The sequence below is a fragment of the Bradyrhizobium sp. SZCCHNS1050 genome, assembly GCF_032484785.1.
Taxonomy (GTDB): Bacteria; Pseudomonadota; Alphaproteobacteria; order Rhizobiales; family Xanthobacteraceae; genus Bradyrhizobium.
The window spans coordinates 3560984-3584560 of sequence record NZ_JAUETR010000001.1 but is presented as its reverse complement, the minus strand read 5'-3'; the positions used below and the strand labels follow the sequence as shown (position 1 = coordinate 3584560).

Below are 23577 nucleotides of genomic sequence, written 5' to 3'. Positions count from 1 at the left end.
TGGTTATGGGTCCCTGCGTTCGCAGGGACGACAGCGGTTATGACGCCCCCTGCTCGGCTCACACGCTGCACTTGGACGCCCCTGCCCGTGTCCCCCGCGCCACGGCCGCCGCGAATGACAATGCGCCACAGCCGGCGCCATGCGATGCAGCGTGGACTTATCCCCGGTAACCGGCTGAAATGCCGCCGGGGCCTCCGGGTGGTTTTTCGTTCATGTCGTTGCAGTTCAGGCTTGCGTCCCGAAACCTGTTCCATGACAGGCTTCGATTCATTGCCACCATCATCGGCATCATCTTCTCGATCGTGCTGGTGACCGTGCAGATGGGCCTCTATGTCGGCTTCCGCCGGATGGTCACGACCATGATCGACCATTCCCCGGCCGAGCTGTGGATCATGCCGGTCGGCACCAAATGCTTCGAGGACCCCTCGCTGCTCGACGAGCGGCAGCGGTTCCGCGCGCTTGCTGTTCCCGGCGTGGCGGAGGCGACGCCGCTGGTGATCGGCTATGCGCAATGGCGGCTGCCGCAGGGCACCACGACGCCGGTCTTCGTGGTCGGCTCGGAACTGCGCGGGCTCGGGCTGCATCCCTGGAACGTGGTGGAGGGACGGCTGGACGACCTGTCCGTGCCGGGCGCGGTCGCCATCGACCAGACCTATTTCGAGCGGCTCGGCATCGGCGGCGCCGGCCAGGCTGCGGAGCTCCGCGACCAGAAGGTGCAGGTGATGGCTGTCACCAAAGGCATCCGCTCGTTCACGACAACGCCTTACGTGTTCACCGACGTCGACCGCGCCCGCGCCTATACCGGCATCGCCTCGAACAAGGCGTCCTATCTGGTGGTCAGGCTGGCGGCCGAGGCCGACCTCTGGACCGTGCAGCGGGCGCTGCGCGACAGCCTGTCCAATGTCGACGTGCTGACCGCAGCCGAGTTCGCGAGCCGCAGCCGCTCGTTCTGGCTGTTCGGCACCGGCGCGGGTGCCGCGCTGTTCGCCGGCGCCCTGCTCGGCCTCATCGTCGGCACCGTGATCGTGGCGCAGACGCTCTATTCCAGCACCAAGGATCACATCAACGAGTTCGCGACCCTGCGCGCGATCGGCTCGTCCAGCCGCTACATCTACACCGTCATCATCTGGCAGGCGCTGCTCAGCGCCATCGTCGGCTTCGCCGGCGCTGCGGCGATCGGCAGGATCGTGGCGGCGGCGACCGCGGAATCGGCGCTGCCGGTCATCATGACCCCGACGCTGACGGTCGCGCTGTTCGTGCTGACGTTGACGATGTGCGTCGGCTCGGCGATCGCGGCGATCCTCAAGGTCATGCGCATTGACCCGACCCTGGTGTTCTCGCGATGACCGACACCGTGCTCGAGGCCACCGATCTCGTGCATCACCTCGGCCAGGGGGCCGGCCGGGTGCAGGCGCTGAAGGGCGTGAGCCTGTCGTTGAAGGGCGGCGAGCTGGCGCTGCTGATGGGCCCCTCAGGCAGCGGCAAGACGACGCTGTTGTCGATCCTGGGCTGCCTGATGACGCCGGATGGCGGTGCCGTGCGGGTTGCCAACCAGCCGGTCGCGGGGCTCGATCCCGAGGCGCTGGCGAAGCTGCGCCGCGAGCGCATCGGCTTCATCTTCCAATCCTATCATCTGTTTCCGACGTTGAACGCCGAGGACAATGTGCGGCTCGCGCTCGACGTGCGCGGCGAACGCGCGCGGGCCACGAAACTGGCGGCGCGCGAGGTGCTCGAGCGGGTCGGCCTCGGCCCGAAGAAGCGGTCGTTCCCGCGCCAGCTCTCGGGCGGCGAGCAGCAGCGCGTCGCGATCGCCCGCGCCATCGTCGGCAAGGCGCAGGTCATTCTCGCCGACGAGCCGACCGGCGCACTCGATACCGCCAACGGTCAGGCGATCATGACCCTGCTCGCCGATATCGCCAAGGATCCGTCGCGCGCGGTGCTGGTGGTGACGCACGATCCGCGCATCCTGCCGTTTGCCAATCGCGTCATTCACATCGAGGACGGCCGCATCGTCCGCGAGGAGAGCGGCGGCGAGTCCATGAAGAAAGTCTCGCACGCATGATATCGGGAATTCCAGAACGCGCTCACCTGCTCGGGCTCGTCGCCGCGGCTGCATTGGCTATCATCGTCACGCCGACCTCGATTCCACCGACGGCGCGTGCCGCCAATGCCCAGGAGGAACGCTGGCTGGCCGTCGCACCCGGCCGGGTCGAGCCGGCATCCGGCCTGATCAAGCTCGGCGCGCCGGTGGTTGGGCTGATCCAGGAGGTGCTGGTCAGGCCAAACGAGACCGTGTTCGCCGGCCAGGCCCTGGTGCGGCTCAGCGATGGCGAAGCTCGCGCGCAGCTCGCCAGCGCCGAGGCGCAGGTCGCGATGCGCAAGCGCGTGCGCAACAAGGAGTCGACGCCGTCTGGCGCGGGTCCCCGGCGCCGCGCCGAAGACGGCCTCGCCGATGCGCAGGCGGCGGCGTTCGACGCGCGTGCTGCGCTCGACAAGGCCGTGACCGAGCGGCGCGCCGGGCGCGGCGCCGATGCCGATGTCGACACCGCACGCACGCAATTGACAGCCGCGCAGGCGAAGCTGGAGCAGCAGGCCGACGAGCTGCGCAAGGTCACCGCTGATGCGCCACTGCCGATCAGCGCCGAGGGCCAGCTCAACGTCGCCCGCAGCGAACTGCAGAGCGCCCGCGCCACGTTGGAAAAGCTCACCATCCGCGCGCCGCTCGACGGCACGGTGCTGCAGGTCAATGCGCGCACCGGCGAGATCGCTTCGCCGCAGACGACGCCACCGCTGGTGCTGCTCGGCGACACGTCCTCGCTGCGCGTGCGCGCCGAGCTCGACCAGCGCGACCTCGACAAGATCAAGGTCGGCCAGCAGGCGGTGGTCCGCTCCGACGCCTTCCGCGGCCGCGACGTCGCCGGCAAGGTCGCCGCCATCGCCCCGCTGGTCGAGAGCAGCCGCACTGCTGCGCTCAGCCAGCGCAACATGACCGATGTCGACGTGGTGGAAGTGCTGGTCGATCTGGCCGAGCCGGGGCCATTCGCGGTTGGGATGAAGGTGGACGTGTATTTCAAGCCGTGAGGGGCGCGCCGTTCGGCCTACGCCTCGTGCGCTGCTGCCCACCCTCCCCTGGAGGAGGAGGGTCGCTCGCACGCGCAGCGGGCGATCGGGGTGGGTGAAGCCACGAGCACTGCTGCTGATGAGAGATCACCCCACCCCGCCTCACGTTTCGCTTCGCTCATCGTGCGGCGACCCTCCCCCTCCAGGGGAGGGTGAGCACCGAGCAAGCGGCACGGTCTGACGTCTCGATGGACTCCATCAATCCCCGCTCGGCGGGGCCAGCGGCTGGACGATCTCCTGGAATGGCGGCAGCGCCTCGCACCTTGCGGCGTGGGCCGCCAGCGCCGGATAGCGCGCGGCGTCGAACAGATGCGGATGCGCCTCGCGTGTGAAGCGCAGCACGCAGGCGACGGCGATGTCGGCGTGGCCGATGTTGTCGCCATACCAATAGGCGCTCGTCACATCTGCGCGCTCGGCCTCCAGCATTGCCAGCACGCCGGAGATCTGGGCCTCGCAGCGCGCGACCCACAGCGCGAGGCGGTCCTTGCGCAGCACGCGCTCGTAGATCAGGCTGACGGCCTTGTCGCCGAGACCGGTCGCGAGCGCGATCGTATGCAGCTGCCTGCGGCGCAGCGCGCCGCTCCGCGCCAGCATCGCGCGCTCGGGCCCGACGGTCTCGTCGAGATGATCGAGGATCGCCGCTGAATCGATCAGCGCCTCGCCGTCATCCAGCACCAGCACCGGCACGCGCAGCAGCGGATTGTACGGCGCGATCTTGTCGGCGTCGCCGAAGGTCGACCACGGCTTGTGCTCGAACGGCACGCCGTAGAGCTTGAGCGCGATCGCGGTGCGGCGGACGAAAGGCGAGTCGTATTGGCCGATCAGGAACATCGGTTATCCTCCTGTGCGGCGCATTGAAGCGCCGTTCGGCGCCGTTGTCAGCTCCCATGTTCAGGCGAGCAGCGGCACATGCGCTGCGACGTCGCGCGGCAGCGTGCCGTCGAGGCGCGGGTCGGGCGCGATCTCGATCTGCCGCTGGAAGGGACGGAAGCCGGAGCGCTGGTAGAAGGCCAGCGCACGGGGATGATCGAAGCTGCAGGTGTGGACCCAGAGCCGCGTCAGCGGCTGCGCCCAGGCGCGGCGCAGCGCGTGGTTCATCAGCAGCCGTCCGGCGCCGGTGCCGATCAGCTTCGACGTGACGCCGAACAGCGCCAGCTCGCAATCGGTCTTCTTGCGGAAATCGAGCTCCAGCAGGGCTTCATCACCGCCGCCATGCGCCAAGGTGTAGATCTCGACTCCGTCAGCGCGAATCGTCTTGGCAAGCTCCGCATCGCTCATCCGCGTGCGCTGCGACCACAGCCACTCCCAGCCGACGCGGGCATAGAGGTCGCGGTACCAAGCGAGATCGGGCTGCGCGACGCGGCGAATGCTCCAGTCGCCGACCGGATCGGGCGGCAGCACCGGCGGTGCCAGCATTTCCAGCGAGGTCACCACGGCCGCGACCTTGCCGGGCGGCACGTCGAAATATCCGTCGGGAATGGTCACTCAAGACGACCTGATTGGAGAGTGATCGGCAACCTGCTTACCCCGGACGTAATTGGAACCGCACAGCGGTCCCGGCATGGTCGGCGCATTCAACATCAGGAGCCATGCCCATGCAACGACGAGACGTGCTGCTGACCGCGGCAGCAGCCAGCTTCGCGGCGACGGGAGCGAGCCTCGCCGCCGCACCGACCGCGGCGCGCCCCCGTATCCGCTGCAGCGACGGCGTGACGCTCTATCACGAGGAGTGGGGCAGCGGCCGGCCGGTGCTGTTCGTACATGCCTGGGCGCTGACCAGCGCGATGTGGACCTACCAGATCTCCGATCTCAGCCAGCGCGGGCTGCGCTGCATTGCCTTCGACCGCCGCGGCCATGGACGCTCCGACGTGCCGGGCAGCGGCTACGAGCTCGACCGCCTGGCCGACGACATCGCCGAGGTCATCGCGCAGCTCGACCTTGATGATGTCGCGCTGGTCGGCATGTCCATGGGCTGCAACGAGATCCTCAACTACGTCGCGCGGCACGGCACGGGACGCATCTCGCGCATCGCGATGCTCGGACCGACGACGCCGTTTCCGCTGCAGACCGCGGACAATGCGCTCGGCGCGCCCCACGGCTATTTCGAGCAGTGCTGGGCCGCGTGGCAGAGCGACTTTCCGAAATGGATCGAGGACAACAAGCTGCCGTTCTTCACGAAGGACGCCTCGCCGCAGATGATGGAATGGGTCGCGGCGATGATGCGCCAGATGCCCATTCCCGTCGCGGTCGCCACCAACCGCGCGCTGATCGCGACCGACCTGCGGCCGGTGCTTGCGAAGATCGACCGTCCCGTGCTGATCCTGCACGGCGACAAGGACGTCTCAGCGCCGCTCGACATGACGGCACGGCCGACCGCCAAGGGCATCAAGGGCGCCGAGCTGAAGGTCTATCCCGGCGGCCCGCATGGGATATTCGTGACCCACATGAAGCAGGTCAATGCCGACCTTGCTGCGTTCCTGGCTTAGCTGCTGTGGGAGGCGAGCGCCCTACTCGCCCTCGTCGCTCGCCAGCACCCCCTTCACGGCGCGAGCCCAGCCGGCGAGCTTGCGCTCTCGCGTCGCCGCGCTCATCGCCGGCCGGAAGCGGTGCTCGAGCCGCCAATTGTCGGCGAACTTTTCCGGCTCCGGATAGACGCCCGCGTGGAGGCCGGCGAGATAGGCGGCGCCGAGCGCGGTGGTCTCCTGGATCATGGGACGGTCGACTGGTGCGTCGAGCAGGTCGGCGAGACGCTGCATGGTCCAGTCCGAGGCGGTCATGCCGCCGTCGACGCGCAGCACGATCGTCGCCGCGGACGCATCGGGCCAGTCGGCCCGCATCGCGGCCCACAGATCGTAGGTCTGGTAGCACACGCTCTCCAACGTGGCATGCGCGAGCTCGGCCGGGCCGGTATTGCGGGTCAGGCCGAACAGCGCGCCGCGCACCCGCGGATTCCAATACGGTGCGCCGAGGCCGACGAAGGCCGGCACCAGATAGACCGACTGCATCGAGTCGGACTTGTCGGCGAGCGGGCCGGTTTCGGCGGCATGCTTGATGATGCCGAGCCCGTCGCGCAGCCACTGCACGGCCGAGCCGGCGACGAAGATCGAGCCTTCGAGCGCGTAGGTCCTGACGCCGTCGAGCTGATAGGCGATCGTCGTCAGCAGCTTGTTGTTCGATTTCACCGGCGTGGCGCCGGTGTTGAGCAGCGCGAAGCAGCCGGTGCCGTAGGTCGACTTCATCATGCCCGGCGTGAAGCAGGCCTGGCCGATGGTCGCCGCCTGCTGGTCGCCGGCGATCCCCGCGACCTTGATCGGGCCGCCGAACAGATCCGGCGTGGTGGTGCCGAAATCGGCGGAGGAATCCTTCACCTCGGGCAGCATCGAGCGCGGCACGCGCAGCAGCTTCAGCAGCGTCTCGTCCCACGCACCGGTGTGGATGTTGAACAGCAGCGTGCGGGAGGCGTTGGTGGCATCGGTGGCATGCACCTTGCCGCCGGTCAGCCGCCACAGCAGGTAGCAGTCGACGGTGCCGAACATCAGTTCGCCGCGTTCGGCGCGCTCGCGCGCGCCCGGCACATGGTCGAGAATCCAGGCCACCTTGGTGCCGGAGAAATAGGGATCGATGATCAGGCCGGTTTTGGCGCTGACATCCGGCTCGTGGCCATCGGCCTTGAGCTTGGCGCAGATGTCGGCGGTGCGGCGGTCCTGCCAGACGATGGCGCGGTGGACGGCCTGGCCGGTGGCGCGGTCCCATACCACGGTGGTCTCGCGCTGGTTGGTGATGCCGATCGCCGCGATGTCCTTGGCCGTCAGTCCCGCCTTCTCAAGCGCATCGCGGCAGGTCATCACCGTCGAGGTCCAGATGTCCTCCGGCTCGTGCTCGACCCAGCCGGAGGCCGGGAAATGCTGCGGGAATTCCTGCTGCGCGACCGCGGCGATCGAGATGTCGGAGCGGAACACCATCGCGCGCGAGGACGTGGTGCCCTGATCGATGGCCAGCACGAAGGACATGGGTTTTCTTCCCGGTAGGTTGACGACGTTGGGCCGACAAGCAAGCGGATCGGGCGGGCGAGGTCAAGGTGGAGCGGCACGTGTCTATCCACCCTCCCCTGGAGGGGGAGGTGAACACCCGCGATCAGCACCGCCGCTCGGATACGAAGGCTACACCGCGGCCGTTGTCACGCCGCCGTCGACGACGATGGTCTGGCCGGTCATGAAGGTCGACGCATCCGAGGCGAGGTAGGCGACCGCGCCGGCGATCTCGTGCGGCTCGCCGATGCGACGCAGCGGGGTGGTGGCACAGCGCTGCTTCAGGCGGGCTTCGTCCTCCCACAGCGCGCGGGCGAAATCGGTCTTGATCAGGCCGGGCGCGACGCAATTGATGCGCACGCCGTGCGGCCCCCATTCGCCGGCAAGGCTGCGGCACAACGCGAAGTCGGCGGCCTTGGAGATGCCGTAGGCGCCGATCACGGTCGAGCCGCGCAGGCCGCCGATCGAGGAGACAATGATCACCGAGCCCTTGCCCCGCGCGGCCATCGGCGGGATCGCCTTGGCGCAGAGCCAGAGATTGCTCTTCACGTTGGAGGCCATGATCTTGTCGAACGCCTCGTCGGTGATGTCGAGCAGCGGACCGTAATACGGGTTGACCGCAGCATTGCAGACGAGGATGTCGACCTGGCCGTATTGGTTGACGGCACCGTCGATCAGCGCGTCGACCTCGGCCCGCCGGGAGATGTTGCAGGGGATGACGTGGGCCTCGCCACCATTGGCGCGGATGGCGCTCGCGACCTCCTCGCAAGCGTCGGCCTTGCGGCTGGAGATCACCACCTTGGCGCCGAGTTGCGCGAGCAGCTCCGCCGACGCCCGGCCGATTCCGCGGCTCGAGCCGGTGATGACGGCGACCTGGCCGGAGAGGTCGAAGGGATTGGGGGTCATGTCTGCTTCCTCCGCGTCATTGCGAGGAGCGAAGCGACGACGCAATCCAGAGTCAAGCATACCGCCCTGGATTGCTTCGCTTCGCTCGCAATGACGGCTCGATTGATCAAATCACTCCGGAGCCGGTCGACACCGGCAGCGTAGCCCTCTCAAATCCGTCATGCGCCGGCTTGACCCGCCTGCGGGGCCGAAGCCCCTTCGGCGCGGCGAAGGCCCGCGCATCCATCTTCAGAAAGCGATGGGTTGCCGGGTCAAGCCCGGCAACGACCAAGCTTTCTAGATCAACCCGCCCGCCTCGCTGACGCGGCGCATGTGGTAGTCGGTGTCGCCGAAGGTGCTCTCGATCATCGTCAGACGCTTGAAGTAGTGGCCGATCTTGGCCTCCATGGTCATGCCGATGCCGCCATGGAGCTGGATCGCCTGCTGGCCGACGAACTTAGCCGACTTGCCGATCTGCACCTTGGCCGCGGCGATCGAGGTGGCGCGCTCCTTGGCGTCGTCGAACTCGGCGGCCATGGTCGCGAACATCGACATCGAGCGGGCCTGCTCCAGCGCGACGAACATGTCGGACGCCCGGTGCTGCAGCGACTGGAACGAGCCGATCGCGACGCCGAACTGCTTGCGCGTCTTGATGTACTCGACCGTGGTCTTCAGCGACTCGTCCATCAGGCCGACGGCCTCCGCGCACAGCGCGATGCGGGCCTCGTCGACGACGCGCTCGATCAGCGGCAGGGCATTGACCGGATCGCCGATCGCGGCGTCGGCGCCGACTTCCACACCGGTGAAGGTGATGTCGGCGGCATGCAGACCGTCCTGGGTCGGATAGCCCTTGCGGGTGATACCCTTGGCGTCGGCCGGCACGATGAACACGCCGATGCCCGACTTGTCGCGCTGGCCGCCCGAGGTGCGCGCGGTCACGATCAAGGTGTCGGCGTTCTCGCCGTTGAGCACGACGAACTTTTCGCCGTCGATGACCCAGCCATCGCCCTTCTTCTTCGCAGACGTCGCAACGTCGAACAGGTCATAGCGCGACTGCTTCTCGAGCTGGGCGAATGCAAACGTCCTGCTGCCGTCGATGATCCCAGGCAGATGCGCGGCCTTCTGCGCCGCCGAGCCGCCATGACGGAGGAAACCGCCGGCCAGCACCACGGTTGCGAGATACGGCTCGAGCACCAGCGCGCGACCCATCGCCTCCATCACGATCATGGTCTCGACGCCGCCGGCGCCGAAGCCGCCGTCGTCTTCCGAGAACGGCAGACCGAGCAGGCCCTGCTCGGCGAGCTTGGACCACATCGCGCGGCTCCAGCCGCCCTTCTCCTTCATGTACAGCTTGCGCTTGTCGAAATCGTAGGCATCCGCCAGCAGGCCGTCGATGCTGTCCTTGAGGAGACGCTGCTCCTCGGTGAGATCAAAATCCATGCTCTCTATCCTCGTACCCGGAATTCATCATCGGCGTCATTCCGGGACGCGCCGCAAGGCGCGGGCCCGGAATCCATACTCACGATGGTGGTTATGGATTCTCCGACGCGCAACTGCGCGTCGTAGCTCGCCGCTTCGCGGCGCCCCGGAATGACAGCAACTCAGAGCCCCAGCACCGCCTTGGCGATGATGTTGCGCTGGATCTCGTTGGAGCCGCCGTAGATCGAGACCTTGCGGTTGTTGAAGTAGCTCGGCGCGATCTGGGCGGTCCAATCCATGGTCTCGTTGCTGTCGTCGTCGCCATGGACGTCGTAGGGCGCGGCAAACGGGCCGATCACCTCCATCAGCAGCTCGGTCGTGGTCTGCTGGATCTCGGAGCCCTTGATCTTCAGCACCGAGGACGCCGGATTGGGCTTGCCCTTGCCGTGCTTGCCCTCGTCGGCGACGACGCGCAGTTGCGTCAGCTCGAGCGCCTTCAGCTCGACCTCGCAGGCCGTGAGCTTCTCGCGGAACGACGGGTCCTCCAGCACCGGACGGCCGCCGGATTCGATCTTGGCGGCGAGCTCCTTGATGCGGCGGATACGCTCCTTGGAGACGCCGACGCGGGCGATCCCCGTGCGCTCATTGCCGAGCAGGAACTTGGCGTAGTCCCAGCCCTTGTTCTCCTCGCCGATCAAGTTCTCGATGGGCACTTCGACGTCGTCGAAGAACACCTCGTTGACCTCGTGGCCGCCGTCGATGGTCTGGATCGGACGCACCGTGACGCCCTTCGACTTCATGCTGAACACGATGAAGGAGATGCCCATCTGCTTCTTCGCGGAGGGATCGGTGCGGCACAAGCAGAAGATCATGTCGGCGTGCTGCGCGAGCGTGGTCCAGGTCTTCTGGCCGTTGATGATCCACTTGTCGCCGCGGCGCTCGGCCTTGGTCTTCAGCGATGCGAGGTCGGAGCCCGAGCCCGGCTCGGAGAAGCCCTGGCACCACCAGTCGTCGACATTGGCGATGCGCGGCAGATACTTCTTCTTCTGCTCCTCGTTGCCGAAGGTGTAGATGACGGGGCCGACCATGCTGACGCCGAAGGCGAGCGGCTGCGGCGCCGGATAGGCCTGCAACTCCTCGTTGAAGATGTAGTGCTGCACCGAGGTCCAGCCGGTGCCGCCATATTCCTCCGGCCAGTGCGAGACACCCCAGCCCTTCTTGTTGAGGATGCGCCACCAGGTCACCATCTCGTCCTTCGACAGATGGCGGCCTTCGATCATTTTGCGCCGGGTCTCCGGCGGGACATTGTCCTTGAAGAACTGCCGGACTTCCTCGCGGAACGCCTGCTCTTCCTTCGTGAATGCAAGATCCATCGGAACCTCCCGTGTGTATATATTCGTCGACAAATCGAGCTGTCATTCCGGGGCGCCTCGAAGAGGCGAACCCGGAATCCATAACCACCATCGTGAGTATGGATTCCGGGCTCGCGCTCCGCGCGCCCCGGAATGACGAAGACCTATTGCAGTACCTCGAACAGGCCGGCAGCGCCCATGCCGCCGCCGACGCACATCGTCACCACCGCATACTTGGCCTTGCGGCGGCGGCCTTCGATCAGCGCGTGGCCGGTAAGCCGCGCGCCCGACATGCCGTAGGGATGGCCGACCGCGATGGCGCCGCCATTGACGTTGATCTTGTCGGGGTCGATGCCGAGCTTGTCGCGGCAGTACAGCACCTGCACGGCGAACGCCTCGTTGAGCTCCCACAGGCCGATGTCGTCGACGGTCAGGCCATGGCGCTTCAATAGACGCGGCACCGCGAACACCGGGCCGATGCCCATCTCGTCGGGCTCGCAGCCATGCGCGACGAAGCCGCGGAAGATGCCGAGCGGCTGCAGGCCGCGCTTGGCCGCGGTGGCGTCGCTCATGATGACGCAGGCGGAGGCGCCGTCGGAGAGCTGGCTGGCATTGCCGGCGGTGATCGAGAAGCCGTCGCCGCGCACTGCCTTGAGGCCGGCGAGACCTTCGGCCGTCGTCTCGGGACGCGGACCTTCGTCCTGCGACAGGGTGACGTCCTTGAACGAGACGTTGCCGGTGGCCTTGTCGGTGACCGCCATCTTGGTCGAGATCGGCGCCAGCTCGTCGTTGAACTTGCCGCCCTGCTGCGCGGCAGCGGTGCGGCGCTGGCTCTCCAGCGCATATTCATCCTGGCGCTCGCGGGAGATGCCGTAGCGCTTGGCGACGATCTCGGCGGTGTCGATCATCGGCATGTAGACGTCGCCCTTGATCTCGAGCAGCGCCGGATCGGTGGCCTGGAACGTGTTCATCTTGTCGTTCTGGACCAGCGAGATCGATTCGCCGCCGCCGCCGACCGCGATCTCGACACCGTCGAAGATCACCGAGCGCGCCGCGAGCGCAATCGCCTGCAGGCCGGAGGCGCACTGGCGGTCGATGGTGGTGCCGCCGACCGACACCGGCAGGCCGGCACGCAGCAGCGCCTTGCGCGCGATGTTGCCGCCGGTCGAGCCCTGCTGCAGGGCTGCGCCCATCACGACATCCTCGACCTCGGCCGGATCGACCTTGGCGCGCTTGACGGCCTCGCCGATGGCGTGGCCGAGCAGCGTCGCGCCGCCGGTGGCGTTGAGCGCGCCGCGATAGGCCTTGCCGATCGGCGTGCGGGCGGTGGAAACGATGACGGCATCGGTCATGGGCGACCTCCTGTTGTTGTTACGGATGTTTGCTGTGAGACGTGGGTGATTGCTGCTGGCGCAGTTCGTGACGCGACAGCTTGCCGACCGGCGTGCGCGGCAGCTCGTCGACGAACTCGACCGCCGCCGGCAGCTCGTGCTTGCCGAGCTTGCCGGTGAGGAAGGCGCGGAGATCCTCGACCGGGAACGGCGCGAAGCCGTCGCGCAGCTTGATGAAGGCCTTGGCCGCCTCGCCGCGATAGGCGTCGGGAATGCCGATCACGATGACCTCCTGCACCGCCGGATGGGTGTAGATCGCCTGCTCGATCATCTGCGGATAGACGTTGAAGCCGCCGGAGATGATCATGTCCTTCTTGCGGTCGACCAGGAAGTAGAAACCGTCGGCGTCGACATAGCCGATGTCGCCGGTCAGGAAATGATCGCCGACGAACGACTGCGCCGTTTCGTCCGGCCGGTTCCAATAGCCCTTGGTGACGTTCGGCCCCTTGATCCGGATCTCGCCGACCTCGTTCACGCCGAGCACCTTTGCGGGATCCTCGAGCGACACGACGTCCATCTCGATGCCGGGCAGCGTGATCCCGATCGAGCCGGGCTTGTCCGGGCCACCCTTGGGATGGGCGGTGCCGGGCGAGCAGGTCTCGGTCATGCCCCAGCCGCTCTTCAGCTTCATGCCGACGCGGCGCTCCAGGATGCGCGCGACCTCGACTGGCAGCGGCGCGCCACCGGAGCCAACGCTGGTCAGCGACGACAGATCGCGCGTGTCGAGATCGGGCAGGTTGGCGATCGCGATCCACATCGTCGGCACGCCGGGAAAATAGGTCGCGCGCTTGACCTCGATGTCGCGCATCACGGCTTCCAAGTCGAAGCGCTGGTGCAGCGAGATCAGGCTGCCGAGACGCAGCGAGGTCAGCAGCACCACCGTCAGTGCATAGATGTGGAACAGCGGCAGCACGCAGATGACTCGGTCGGAGCCGTTGCCGTTCGCGCGCGTCGCGCGGCCCCAGATTTCGGCGATCGACACCGCCGAGGTGAGATTGCCATGGGTCAGCACCGCGCCCTTGGGCAGGCCGGTGGTGCCGCCGGTATATTGCAGCAGGGCGATGTCGTCGGGCGAGATGGCCGGCCACGCTGCCGGCGCCACGGCGCCCTCGACGAAGGCACGATGGGTGGTCACGGCGGAGCTATCCGGCAACGGCGTCTGTGACGTACCGACCTTGCCCCAGTGATCATCCTCGCAGACGATCAGGCGGTCGAGCAGGCCCTTCTCGAGGAACTTCAGCGCCGTCGGCAGCAGCGCCGACAGGTTCGAGGTGACGAGAATGCGTGCGCCGGAATCGCTGAGCTTGTGCGACAGCGCGATCTCGCCATCGAGCGGCGACAGGTGCACGACGCGGGCGCCGGCCTTGAGCGCGCCGAAGAAGTTGATCGGATGATCCGGCGTATTGCCGAGGAACAGCGCGATCGACGCGCCCTTGCCAAAACCGGCTCGCAGGAACGCGGCGGCAGCCTGGTCGACGAGCGCCGCGAGTTGCTTGAAGGTGACGGGGCGGTCGCGGAATTCCAGCGCGTCGCGATCGCCGAAGTCACTGACCGCCTTTGCCAGCAGATCTGGCAAGGTGCCACGCGCGATCGGCGCGTCCCAGCGGACGCCTTCGGGATAGAACTGTTCGCCAGGATGGGTCATGCGGACTCTGTGTTTCTTGCCGTAAGGCGGCCCCGCTCTTCCCGTTCCCTCCCCCCTTGTGGGGGAGGGCCAGGGAGGGGGGTGGCTCCGGGCGAGACTGCCGTTGTGGACCCCCACCCCCAACCCCTCCCCGCAAGGGGGAGGGGGGCGCAGCTGTGCACGGAGCTAGGGCAAAGCCTCAAGCGGCCTTCCCCTGCGCCAGCGAGGCGAACGTCTTGCCTTCCTCCGCGAGCTGCTTCAGCAGCGGCGCCGGCTCGAGCGAGGGATCATTGGTCTCCTTGGCATAGAACGCCAGCCGCTCGGCGATGTGCTTCAGGCCGACGCTGTCGGCCCAGTACATCGGGCCGCCGCGATAGATCGGCCAGCCATAGCCGTACAGCCAGACCACATCGATGTCGGACGGACGCGCGGCAATGCCTTCGGCGAGGATCTTCGCGCCCTCGTTGATCATCGGATACATCATGCGCTCGAGGATCTCCTCGTCGCTGACCGCGCGCCGCTTGAGGCCGAGCTTGGCGAGCGTCTCGTCGATCAGCTTCTCGACATCGGGATCCGGCAGCGGCGCGCGCGAGCCCGCCTCATATTTGTAATAGCCCTTGCCGGTCTTCTGGCCGAAGCGGCCGGCCTCGCACAGCGCATCCGCGATCTCGCTCTTGATGCCGCGGTCCTTGCGCGAGCGCCAGCCGATGTCGAGACCGGCGAGATCGCCCATCGCGAACGGGCCCATCGGCATGCCGAACTTGGTGACGACCGCATCGACCTGCTGCGGCAGCGCGCCTTCGAACAACAGCTTCTCGGCCTGCTTGCCGCGCTGCGCCAGCATGCGATTGCCGACGAAGCCGTCGCAGACGCCGACCACGGCCGGCACCTTTGCGATCTTGCGCGCGATCGACACCGCGGTGACGAGCGCATCCGGCGCCGTCTTCTCCGCACGCACGATTTCGCACAGCTTCATGACGTTAGCCGGCGAGAAGAAATGCATGCCGAGCACGTCCTGGGGCCGGCTGGTCTCTGCGGCGATGGCGTCGATGTTCAGATAGGACGTGTTCGAGGCCAGCACCGCGCCCGGCTTTGCGTATTGATCGAGCTTGCCGAACACTTCCTTCTTCACCGCCATGGTCTCGAACACCGCCTCGATGACGAGGTCGGCGTCCTTGACGTTCTCGAGACCGACCTTGCCGTCGATCAACGCCATGCGCTTGGCCGGTGCATCCGCCGGGATGCCGCCGCGCGCGGCGGTCGCCTCCCAGTTCTTCTGCATGACGCCCATGCCGCGCTTCAGCTGCTCCTCGGCGGTCTCGATCAGCGTGACCGGAATGCCAGCATTGGCGAACGACATCGCAATGCCGCCGCCCATGGTGCCGGCGCCGATGATCGCGACGCGCTCGACCTTGCGGCCCTTGGTGCCCTCGGGCACGCCGGCGATCTTGGCGGCCTCGCGCTCGGCGAAGAACGCATAGCGCTGCGCCTTGGACTGATCGCTGGTAAGCAGCTTGAGGAAACCTTCGCGCTCCTTCTTCAGGCCCTCGTCGAACGGCAGGTCGATCGCGTAGCCCACCGCGTCGGCCGCCGCGAACGGCGCCTCGAGCCCACGCGACTTCTTGGTGATCGCCGCCACCGCACTGGTGAAGATCGTGCGATCGGCCTTGGCGGCCGCCAGCTTGGAATCGTCATCGCGCAATTTGCGCAGCGGACGGTTCTCCGCCACCACCTTGCGCGCGAAGGCTTCGCCGCCCGATGCCGGCCCCTCGACGATCTCCTCGATCAGGCCCGCCTTCAGCGCTTCCGCTGCGCCGATCGGATCACCGCCGACGATCATCTTGACTGCGAGCTCGGGGCCTACGGCGCGCGGCAGGCGCTGGGTGCCGCCCGCGCCCGGCAGCAGGCCGAGCTTCACCTCGGGCAGTCCGAGCTTCGCCTCCTTGGTGGCGACACGATAATGACAGGCGAGCGCCACTTCGAGACCACCGCCCAGGGCCGTTCCATGAATCGCCGCAATGACCGGCTTGGGGCTGTTCTCGATCGTGCTCAGCACGTCGTTGAGCGCCGGCGGCTTCGGCGGCTTGCCGAACTCGGTGATGTCGGCCCCGGCGATGAAGGTACGGCCGCCGCAGGTCAGCACGATCGCCTTGATCGCGGGATCGGCGATCGCCGCCTTGACGTTGTCCAGGATGCCGCCGCGAACTGCGGCACTCAGCGCATTGACGGGCGGGCTGTCGATGGTGACGATGCCGATGATGTCATGACGGTCAAGCTTTGCCACTTCGCTCACGCGTAAGCTCCTTGGGATGTCGTTTCTTTGCGGCCGGTTAACGCACCGGCCAATTCTTGGCTCTTCATTTGCGCAGAGTATCAGCCTTGCTTGCGTCTACCCGCTGCCGAACATCAATTCCGCAGTGCGAAATCTAATTCCACATCTTGACATCCAGGGTTATTTTGAAGCACGAGCGTTGTCAACGAGGCTCATCAATCAACAGCCGATGACATGAAACGCCCAGGGAAGAAACCCGCGACCGATCGGAGCTTCGTCGTCGCGCTGGCGCGCGGCCTCGACGTGCTGCGGGCGTTCCGGCCGAATGACGGCCTGCTGGGCAATCAGGAAATCGCCGCGCGCACCAACCTGCCGAAGGCGACGGTCTCGCGCCTCACTTACACGCTCACCAAGCTCGGCTATCTCACCCCGGTGCCGCGCTTCGAGAAATACCAGCTGGCCCCAGCGGCGCTGGCGCTGGGCTACGCCGCGCTCGCCAATCTCGGCATCCGCCATCTTTCCGAGCCGTTCCGCGAGCAGCTGATGCGCGAGACCGGCGGCGCGGTGGCCATCGGCGGCCGCGACCGGCTGAGCATGATCTATTTCGGCCAGAGCCGTCACGGCGTCATCAACGTTCAACTCGACGTCGGCTCGCGCATTCCGATTGCAACGACCGCGATGGGCCGCGCCTACATCTGGGCGCTGCCGGACGAGGACCGCGCCGCGCTGATGCGGGAGATGCGCGAGCATTACGGCAGCCGTTGGCCGAAGATCCGCGACGGCATCGAGCGCGCCGGCGAGACCGTCGCGAAATATGGCTTCACGATCTCCGCCGGCGAATGGCAGGACGACGTTCATGCGGTCGGCGTCGCGTTGCGGCTGAACGACGGAACCGGTCCCTACGCCGTGAATTGCGGAGCACCGGCATTCCGCTTCACGGAAGAGCGCTTGCGCACCGACATTGGACCTCGTCTCGTCGCGATGGTAAGGAACATCGAAGCGGCGCTCGGCGGCCTCGCGCCGTCAACTAATCAAACAAGCAGCCCATCAAACAAAGAACTCAATAAAAAGCCGAAGCCAGGAGGAAAAGTTGCCCGTGTTGCCGAGGGTATCAGATAGCCTGCATCATCGCGGTCGGCTGGCGCCGCGTCCTGACCTGAACGATTTGGGGAGGGGCGAGACGAGATGACGCAGGCACAACTCGCCCAGACCAACGATCCGCTGCTCGTCGTCCGCGACGTCAGCGTCGTGTTCGGCGGCATCGTGGCGCTGAACGGCGTCTCGTTCGAGATGCGCGAGGGTCAGATCCTCGGCCTCATCGGCCCGAACGGCGCCGGCAAGACCACCCTGTTCAACTGCCTCAGCCGGCTCTACCAGCCGAGTTCCGGCGACATCCTGATGGAAGGCCACAGCATCCTGAAGCGGCCGCCGCACCGCATTGCCGAGATCGGCATCGGCCGCACCTTCCAGAATGTCGCGCTGTTTCCCAATCTCTCCGTGCTCGACAACGTCCGCGTCGGCACCCATGCGCGCACCTCCAGCGACATCATCTCGGATTCGCTGCGTCTGGCCTGGGTCCGGCGCAGCGAGAATTCCGTCAACACCAAGGTTCACGAAATTCTCGCCTATCTCGACCTCGAGGAGGTCGCGCACAAGACCGTGTCCGGGCTGCCGTTCGGCACCCAGAAGCGCGTCGAGCTGGCGCGCGCGCTCGCCGCCGATCCCAAGATCCTGCTGCTCGACGAGCCCGCCGGCGGGCTCAATCATGAGGAAGTCCATGTGCTGGGCGATCTGATCCGGCGCATTCGCGACGACCGCAAGGTGACCGTGCTGCTGGTCGAGCATCACATGGGACTGGTGATGTCGATCGCCGACCACGTCGTGGCGCTGAATTTCGGCCGCAAGCTCGCCGAGGGCACGCCCGCCCAGGTGCAGGCCGATCCCGACGTCATCAAGGCCTATCTCGGGAGCAAGGATCAATGACGCCGCTGCTCAACGTCAAGGACCTGCGCGCCTATTACGGCCAGGTCCAGGCCCTGCACGGCCTCTCCTTCTCCCTCAACGAGGGTTCGCTGACGACCCTGCTCGGCGCCAATGGCGCCGGCAAGACCACCACCCTGCGCGCCATCTGCAACATGGTGCGCTCGACCGGTGCGATCGAGTTCGAGGGGAAGCCGCTCAACAACAAATCGACCGAGAGCATCGTGCGCTTCGGCATCGCGCACGTGCCGCAGGGCCGCGGCACCTTCACCAACATGACGGTGGAAGAAAACCTGCAGCTCGGCGCCATCACGCGCAGCGACAAGGCGGGCATCGTCGCCGACATCGAGCGGATGTACTCCTACTTCCCCAAGCTGAAGGAACGCCACACCCAGCAGGCCGGCACCTTATCCGGCGGCGAGCAGCAGATGCTGGCGGTGGCCCGCGCGCTGATGCTGCGACCCAGGCTGATGCTGCTCGACGAGCCGTCGTTCGGCTTGGCACCGCTGGTGGTCCGCGACCTTTTCGGCATCCTCGGCAAGATCAACCGCGAGGAAAAGGTCTCGATCCTCGTGGTCGAGCAGAATGCGCAGCTCGCGCTCGAGCTCGCCGATCGGGCCTATGTGATCGAGACGGGCCGCATCGTCATGTCGGGCGCGGCCTCGGACATCGCGAAAGACGAGAACGTCCGCAAATCCTATTTGGGCTACTAACGGAGGCGGGACAATGGAGCTCTTCACCAACCAGGTCCTGGCCGGCATTGCGACGGGCGCGATCTACGCCTGCATGGCGCTCGCCGTCGTGATGATCTACCAGGCCATCGACCATCTCAACTTTGCGCAAGGCGAGATGGCGATGTTCTCGACATTCATCTCCTGGCAGCTGATGCAATGGGGCCTGCCCTACTGGGTCGCCTTCGTGGTGACGCTGGCCTTCTCCTTCGCCGGCGGCATCGTGATCGAGCGGGTGCTGTTCAAGCCACTGACCAAGGCGCCGATCCTGACCCAGGTCGCCGGCTTCATCGCGCTGTTCTCGATCATCAACTCCTGCGCCGGGCTGATCTGGGACTTCACCATCAAGCAGTACCCGACGCCGTTCGGCTCCTCGCCGTTCCTGGGCAGCCAGCTGATCTCGACCCATCAGGCCGGCATGATCGGCATCACCCTGCTGCTCCTGATCGGGCTGTACTTCTTCTTCCAGTACACCCGTGTCGGACTTGCGATGCGCGCGGCCGCAGCCTTGCCGGAATCGGCGCGGCTGGTCGGCATCAACACCTCCTGGATGATTGCGCTCGGCTGGGGCATGGCGGCCGCGATCGGCTCGATCGCCGGCATGCTGATCGCGCCGGTGGTGTTCCTCGAGCCCAACATGATGGGCGGCGTGCTGATCTACGGTTTCGCCGCGGCCGTGCTTGGGGGCCTCACCAGCCCCTTCGGTGCGGTGCTCGGCGGCTTCCTGGTCGGCATCTTCGAGAATCTCGCCGGCACCTACATTCCCCACGTGGGCAATGAGATGAAGCTGCCGATCGCACTGGCCCTCATCATCTCCGTCCTAGTCATCAAACCGGCCGGCCTGTTCGGCCGCAACATCGTGAAGCGAGTCTGATCATGAGCGCAGTCGAGGACATCGCATCCCAGGCGCCCGCGGTCGATGCCGTTCCGAAGCGGGCCATGACCTTGAGTTCCGGCACCACCTTCGTCGTCGTGCTTCTGCTTCTCGTGGTTCCGCTGTTCGTCAAGAACTTCATCATCTTCCAGATGACGATGCTCCTGATCTACGGACTCGCCGTGCTGGCGTTGAACATCCTGACCGGCGGCTCCGGACAGTTCTCTCTCGGGCAGAGCGCGTTCTATGCGGTCGGCGCCTATACGTCGGCGATCCTGATGGAGCAGTACAATGTCAACTACGCGCTGACCCTGCCGGTCGCCGGCGTCATCTGCTTCGGCTTCGGCTTCCTGTTCGGCCAACCGGCGCTGCGGCTCTCGGGCGTGTATCTCGCGCTCGCCACCTTCGCGCTCGCCACCGCGATGCCGCAGATCCTCAAGCTCGGCTTCTTCGAGGAATGGACCGGCGGCGTGCAGGGCCTCGTCGTCACCAAGCCGGACGCGCCGTTCGGCCTACCGATGTCGCAGGACATGTGGCTGTACTACTTCACGCTGGCGATCACGATCGCGATCTACGTGTTCTCGGTGAACCTATTACGCTCGCGTTCGGGGCGGGCTTTCATGGCGATCCGCGACAACGAGATCGCAGCGTCCGCCATGGGCATCGACGTCGCGACCTACAAGACGCTGGCGTTCGGCGTCAGCGCCGGCATCACCGGCGTCGCCGGCGGCCTCGGCGCCATCGCCGTGCAGTTCGTGGCACCCGACAGCTACACGATCGTTCTCGCGATCTCGCTGTTCCTCGGCATGGTCGTCGGCGGCGTCGGCTGGCTGCCCGGATCGTTCGTCGGCGCGGCCTTCATCATCTTCGTTCCCAACATCGCCGAAGGCATTTCGAAGGGCCTGTCCGGCGCGGTGTTCGGCGTGCTGCTGTTCCTCGTCATCTTCCTCGTGCCGCACGGCTCGCGGCAGGTGGCGATGGTGGCGCAGCAGCTGCTCGGCAAACTCAGAAAGAACTAAGGAGGAACTCTTGCAGGTCGTTCAACAACTACGAATCGCCGCGATCGCGACGGCGGTCATCGCCCTCACCTCGGGCGCAGCACTCGCCCAGAAGAAATACGACGCCGGCGCGTCGGATACCGAGATCAAGATCGGCAACATCATGCCCTATAGCGGGCCGGCGTCCGCCTACGGCGTGATCGGAAAGACCGAGGAGGCGTATTTCAAGAAGATCAACGCCGAGGGCGGCATCAACGGCCGAAAGATCAACTTCGTCAGCTATGACGACGCCTATTCGCCGCCCAAGGCGGTCGAGCAGGTGCGCAAGCTGGTCGAAAGCGACGAGGTCCTGTTCGTCTTCAACCCGCTCGGCACGCCCTCGAACTCGGCGATCCAGAAATATCTCAACGGCAAGAAGATCCCGCAACTGTTCGTCGCCACCGGCGCAACCAAGTGGAACGACCCGAAGAACTTCCCCTGGACCATGGGCTGGCAGCCGAGCTACCAGAGCGAGGGCCGCATCTATGCGAAGTACCTGCTCAAGGACAAGCCCGGCGCCAAGGTCGGCGTGCTGTTCCAGAACGACGATTTCGGCAAGGATTATCTGAAGGGCCTCAAGGATGGCCTCGGCGACAAGGCCGCGTCCATGATCGTCATGGAAGAGAGCTACGAGACCTCCGAACCCTCGATCGACGGCCACATCGTCAAGCTGAAGGCCTCCGGCGCCGACGTCTTCTTCAGCGTCACGACGCCCAAGTTCGCGGCGCAGGCGATCAAGAAACTTGCCGAGATCGATTGGCATCCGACGCATCTGGTCGTCAACGTCTCGGCCTCGGTCGGCAGCGTGATCAAGCCGGCCGGCTTCGAGAACTCGCAAGGGATTCTTTCGGCCGCCTATGCCAAGGACGCTGCGGATCCGCAGTGGAACGATGATCCCGGCATGAAGAAGTTCTTCGACTTCCTCGCGCAGTATTATCCCGACGCCAACAAGCTCGACAGCTCGACCGTCTATGGCTACGGCGCCGCACAGACGCTCGTGAAGGTGCTGCAGATGTGCGGCGACGACCTCACCCGCGCCAATGTGATGAAGCAGGCCGCCAGCCTGAAGGACTTCGCGCCCGACACCTTGCTGCCGGGCGTCAAGATCAACACCTCGGCTACCGACTTCGCGCCCATCGAGCAATTGCAGATGATGCGGTTCAAAGGCGAGAAGTGGGAGCTGTTCGGCGAGGCGATCAGCGGCGCCATCGAGTAATCGTGCAATCGAGCATCGCCGCCGAGAGCGGTGCCGATCTCAACCTCGCCCTCCGCGCCATCCGCGCGGAGGGCTTTTTCGTAGGTCGCACCGACGATGCCATGAACGGTGGATAGACACCGTCCAGCTGATCTCAGGCTGTTCTCGCAGAGCAATCACCCGCCCAAATTGTGCGCGCTTCTCGCAACTGCGCAGATGTTGCGCGGACGCGGACCGATAAAACACGGACCGTGCCGTGATGTCGCAACCACGCCGCGGCGGCTCTGCTATAGTTTCCCGACACACGAGAGCTTCCGTCAAGGAGCCACGGCACGTCATCCAGAACCAACACGGGAGAAACGCACCATGATGATCACGCGACGGGCCGCCCTTGCCTCGGCTGCCGCCATCGTTCTCGCCTCGAGCTCCGCAATCGCCGCCGACAAGAAATACGATACCGGCGCCTCCGACACCGAGATCAAGATCGGCAACATCATGCCCTATAGCGGGCCGGCCTCGGCCTACGGCATCATCGGCAAGACGGAGGCGGCCTACTTCAAGAAGATCAACGCCGAGGGAGGCATCAACGGCCGCAAGATCAACTTCATCTCCTATGACGACGCCTATTCGCCGCCGAAGACGGTTGAACAGGCACGCAAGCTGGTCGAGAGCGATGAAGTGCTGTTCATCTTCAATTCGCTGGGCACGCCGCCGAACTCGGCGATCCACAAGTACATGAACTCGAAGAAGGTCCCGCAGCTGTTCGTCGCCACCGGCGCCACCAAGTGGAACGATCCGAAGGATTTCCCCTGGACCATGGGCTGGCAGCCCAACTACCAGAGCGAATCCCGAATCTACGCAAAATATCTGCTGAAGGAAAAGCCGGACGCCAAGATCGCGGTGCTGTATCAGAACGATGATTACGGCAAGGACTATCTGAAAGGGCTGAAGGATGGGCTTGGCGCCAAGGCCGCCTCAATGATCGTCATGGAGGAGAGCTACGAGACCGCCGAACCCTCGATCGACAATCACATTGTCAAACTCAAGTCCACCGGGGCCGACGTATTCGTGAACATCACCACGCCGAAATTTGCGGCGCAGGCAATCAAGAAGGTCAAGGAGATCGACTGGAAGGCGCTGCATATCCTCAACAACGTCTCCGCCTCCGTCGGCAGCGTGCTGAAGCCGGCCGGCTATGAGAATTCGCAGGACATCATCTCGGCGGCCTATCTCAAGGACGTCTCCGATCCGCAATGGAAGGATGACGCCGGGATGAAACAATTCCTCGACTTCATGGCAAAGGATTTCCCCGAGGGCGACAAACTCGATGGCGGCACCGTCGTCGGCTACAGCGTGGCCCAGACGCTGGTGCAGGTGCTGAAGCAATGCGGCGACGACCTCACTCGCGAGAACGTCATGAAGCAGGCCGCATCGCTGCGCAACTTCCGCACCGAGATGCTGCTGCCTGGCATCACGATCAACACCTCGGCGACCGACTTCGCACCCGTCAGCCAGCTGCAACTGATGCGCTTCAAGGGCGAGAAGTGGGAGCTGTTCGGCGACGTGATCTCCGCCGACGTCGGCGGCTAACGACGAGACGCAGTTGAAACCGCCGCCTGCGGCCTCGCGCCGCAGGCAGCGCTCTCTCCAAGCATCTTTGCTGTCTTTG

The 23577-nt window shown here is 65.8% G+C and carries 20 protein-coding genes; 11 read left to right on the top strand and 9 right to left on the bottom strand.

What is annotated here, in order from left to right; all coding sequences use genetic code 11:
• The first annotated feature begins 212 nt into the window (after positions 1-212).
• Genes QX094_RS16165 through QX094_RS16155 form a run of 3 tightly spaced genes read left to right on the top strand, consistent with a single transcriptional unit; the run spans position 213 to position 3081 of the window.
• Entirely contained in the window at positions 213-1346 is a 1134-nt protein-coding gene (locus tag QX094_RS16165; RefSeq protein ID WP_316167378.1) for an ABC transporter permease, read from the top strand.
• Positions 1343-2062 (top strand): ABC transporter ATP-binding protein, encoded by a 720-nt coding sequence (locus QX094_RS16160; protein WP_316167376.1) that lies wholly within the window; start codon positions 1343-1345, stop codon positions 2060-2062. Before QX094_RS16165 ends, QX094_RS16160 begins: the two co-directional genes overlap by 4 nt.
• Positions 2059-3081 carry an HlyD family secretion protein gene (locus QX094_RS16155; RefSeq protein WP_316167375.1) on the top strand — a complete coding sequence of 341 codons (1023 nt, stop codon included), beginning with the start codon at positions 2059-2061 and terminating at the stop codon, positions 3079-3081. The genes QX094_RS16160 and QX094_RS16155 overlap by 4 nt, the downstream gene beginning before the upstream one ends.
• A gap of 237 nt (positions 3082-3318) precedes the next feature.
• On the opposite strand, the gene QX094_RS16150 is transcribed toward QX094_RS16155, so the two are convergent.
• Both QX094_RS16150 and QX094_RS16145 read right to left on the bottom strand, forming a co-directional pair.
• Positions 3319-3951, bottom strand: coding sequence for a glutathione S-transferase family protein (locus QX094_RS16150; RefSeq protein WP_316167374.1), 633 nt, complete (start codon positions 3949-3951; stop codon positions 3319-3321).
• Positions 3952-4011: 60 nt separating this feature from the next.
• The gene (locus QX094_RS16145; RefSeq protein ID WP_316167372.1) at positions 4012-4605 is read right to left on the bottom strand and encodes a GNAT family N-acetyltransferase; all 594 of its coding nucleotides are present in this window, start codon (positions 4603-4605) and stop codon (positions 4012-4014) included.
• Positions 4606-4715: 110 nt separating this feature from the next.
• Here QX094_RS16145 and QX094_RS16140 point away from each other — a divergent pair, with 110 nt between their 5' ends.
• On the top strand, positions 4716-5606 hold the full coding sequence (locus QX094_RS16140) for an alpha/beta hydrolase (protein WP_316167371.1): 891 nt from the start codon (positions 4716-4718) through the stop codon (positions 5604-5606).
• 21 nt (positions 5607-5627) lie between these two features.
• Here the strand turns inward: QX094_RS16140 and glpK are convergent, their stop codons facing one another.
• The 7 genes from glpK to QX094_RS16105 all read right to left on the bottom strand — a co-directional run bounded on the left by glpK (position 5628) and on the right by QX094_RS16105 (position 16112).
• Entirely contained in the window at positions 5628-7130 is a 1503-nt protein-coding gene (gene glpK / locus QX094_RS16135) for a glycerol kinase GlpK (protein ID WP_316167370.1), read from the bottom strand.
• A 150-nt stretch (positions 7131-7280) separates the two neighbouring features.
• The gene (locus QX094_RS16130) at positions 7281-8054 is read right to left on the bottom strand and encodes an SDR family oxidoreductase (protein ID WP_316167369.1); all 774 of its coding nucleotides are present in this window, start codon (positions 8052-8054) and stop codon (positions 7281-7283) included.
• Positions 8055-8330: 276 nt separating this feature from the next.
• Positions 8331-9473: a pimeloyl-CoA dehydrogenase small subunit gene (gene pimD / locus QX094_RS16125; RefSeq protein WP_316174620.1), complete on the bottom strand. Its 1143-nt coding sequence runs from the start codon at positions 9471-9473 to the stop codon at positions 8331-8333.
• 161 nt (positions 9474-9634) lie between these two features.
• Complete coding sequence (gene pimC, locus QX094_RS16120; RefSeq protein ID WP_316174619.1) at positions 9635-10825, bottom strand: pimeloyl-CoA dehydrogenase large subunit; 1191 nt, start codon at positions 10823-10825, stop codon at positions 9635-9637.
• 143 nt (positions 10826-10968) lie between these two features.
• Positions 10969-12156: an acetyl-CoA C-acyltransferase gene (locus QX094_RS16115; RefSeq protein WP_315825956.1), complete on the bottom strand. Its 1188-nt coding sequence runs from the start codon at positions 12154-12156 to the stop codon at positions 10969-10971.
• A gap of 19 nt (positions 12157-12175) precedes the next feature.
• Complete coding sequence (gene pimA, locus QX094_RS16110; RefSeq protein ID WP_315825955.1) at positions 12176-13840, bottom strand: dicarboxylate--CoA ligase PimA; 1665 nt, start codon at positions 13838-13840, stop codon at positions 12176-12178.
• 178 nt (positions 13841-14018) lie between these two features.
• Entirely contained in the window at positions 14019-16112 is a 2094-nt protein-coding gene (locus QX094_RS16105) for a 3-hydroxyacyl-CoA dehydrogenase NAD-binding domain-containing protein (RefSeq protein WP_315825954.1), read from the bottom strand.
• 213 nt (positions 16113-16325) lie between these two features.
• Between QX094_RS16105 and QX094_RS16100 the strand changes: the two genes are divergently transcribed.
• The 7 genes from QX094_RS16100 to QX094_RS16070 all read left to right on the top strand — a co-directional run bounded on the left by QX094_RS16100 (position 16326) and on the right by QX094_RS16070 (position 23498).
• Complete coding sequence (locus QX094_RS16100) at positions 16326-17210, top strand: IclR family transcriptional regulator (protein ID WP_315713776.1); 885 nt, start codon at positions 16326-16328, stop codon at positions 17208-17210.
• A gap of 66 nt (positions 17211-17276) precedes the next feature.
• A complete protein-coding gene (locus QX094_RS16095; RefSeq protein ID WP_315713775.1) occupies positions 17277-18074 on the top strand; it encodes an ABC transporter ATP-binding protein in 798 nt (265 codons plus the stop codon).
• A complete protein-coding gene (locus QX094_RS16090) occupies positions 18071-18784 on the top strand; it encodes an ABC transporter ATP-binding protein (RefSeq protein WP_315713774.1) in 714 nt (237 codons plus the stop codon). Before QX094_RS16095 ends, QX094_RS16090 begins: the two co-directional genes overlap by 4 nt.
• Before the next feature lie 13 nt (positions 18785-18797).
• Complete coding sequence (locus tag QX094_RS16085; protein ID WP_315713773.1) at positions 18798-19676, top strand: branched-chain amino acid ABC transporter permease; 879 nt, start codon at positions 18798-18800, stop codon at positions 19674-19676.
• 2 nt (positions 19677-19678) lie between these two features.
• A complete protein-coding gene (locus tag QX094_RS16080) occupies positions 19679-20695 on the top strand; it encodes a branched-chain amino acid ABC transporter permease (RefSeq protein WP_315713772.1) in 1017 nt (338 codons plus the stop codon).
• Between the two features lie 10 nt (positions 20696-20705).
• Complete coding sequence (locus QX094_RS16075) at positions 20706-21929, top strand: ABC transporter substrate-binding protein (RefSeq protein WP_315713771.1); 1224 nt, start codon at positions 20706-20708, stop codon at positions 21927-21929.
• Positions 21930-22274: 345 nt separating this feature from the next.
• Positions 22275-23498, top strand: a complete 1224-nt coding sequence (locus QX094_RS16070) for an ABC transporter substrate-binding protein (RefSeq protein WP_315825951.1) — start codon at positions 22275-22277, stop codon at positions 23496-23498.
• The last annotated feature ends 79 nt before the right edge of the window (positions 23499-23577 follow it).

What these genes read in the sequence shown, in the direction of transcription:
- QX094_RS16165 (WP_316167378.1), top strand. Translation starts at nt 213, where the DNA reads ATGTCGTTGCAGTTCAGGCTTGCGTCCCGAAACCTGTTCCATGACAGG.
- QX094_RS16160 (WP_316167376.1), top strand. Translation starts at nt 1,343, where the DNA reads ATGACCGACACCGTGCTCGAGGCCACCGATCTCGTGCATCACCTCGGC.
- QX094_RS16155 (WP_316167375.1), top strand. Translation starts at nt 2,059, where the DNA reads ATGATATCGGGAATTCCAGAACGCGCTCACCTGCTCGGGCTCGTCGCC.
- QX094_RS16150 (WP_316167374.1), bottom strand. Translation starts at nt 3,951, where the DNA reads ATGTTCCTGATCGGCCAATACGACTCGCCTTTCGTCCGCCGCACCGCG.
- QX094_RS16140 (WP_316167371.1), top strand. Translation starts at nt 4,716, where the DNA reads ATGCAACGACGAGACGTGCTGCTGACCGCGGCAGCAGCCAGCTTCGCG.
- glpK (WP_316167370.1), bottom strand. Translation starts at nt 7,130, where the DNA reads ATGTCCTTCGTGCTGGCCATCGATCAGGGCACCACGTCCTCGCGCGCG.
- QX094_RS16130 (WP_316167369.1), bottom strand. Translation starts at nt 8,054, where the DNA reads ATGACCCCCAATCCCTTCGACCTCTCCGGCCAGGTCGCCGTCATCACC.
- pimD (WP_316174620.1), bottom strand. Translation starts at nt 9,473, where the DNA reads ATGGATTTTGATCTCACCGAGGAGCAGCGTCTCCTCAAGGACAGCATC.
- pimC (WP_316174619.1), bottom strand. Translation starts at nt 10,825, where the DNA reads ATGGATCTTGCATTCACGAAGGAAGAGCAGGCGTTCCGCGAGGAAGTC.
- QX094_RS16115 (WP_315825956.1), bottom strand. Translation starts at nt 12,156, where the DNA reads ATGACCGATGCCGTCATCGTTTCCACCGCCCGCACGCCGATCGGCAAG.
- pimA (WP_315825955.1), bottom strand. Translation starts at nt 13,840, where the DNA reads ATGACCCATCCTGGCGAACAGTTCTATCCCGAAGGCGTCCGCTGGGAC.
- QX094_RS16100 (WP_315713776.1), top strand. Translation starts at nt 16,326, where the DNA reads ATGAAACGCCCAGGGAAGAAACCCGCGACCGATCGGAGCTTCGTCGTC.
- QX094_RS16095 (WP_315713775.1), top strand. Translation starts at nt 17,277, where the DNA reads ATGACGCAGGCACAACTCGCCCAGACCAACGATCCGCTGCTCGTCGTC.
- QX094_RS16090 (WP_315713774.1), top strand. Translation starts at nt 18,071, where the DNA reads ATGACGCCGCTGCTCAACGTCAAGGACCTGCGCGCCTATTACGGCCAG.
- QX094_RS16085 (WP_315713773.1), top strand. Translation starts at nt 18,798, where the DNA reads ATGGAGCTCTTCACCAACCAGGTCCTGGCCGGCATTGCGACGGGCGCG.
- QX094_RS16080 (WP_315713772.1), top strand. Translation starts at nt 19,679, where the DNA reads ATGAGCGCAGTCGAGGACATCGCATCCCAGGCGCCCGCGGTCGATGCC.
- QX094_RS16070 (WP_315825951.1), top strand. Translation starts at nt 22,275, where the DNA reads ATGATGATCACGCGACGGGCCGCCCTTGCCTCGGCTGCCGCCATCGTT.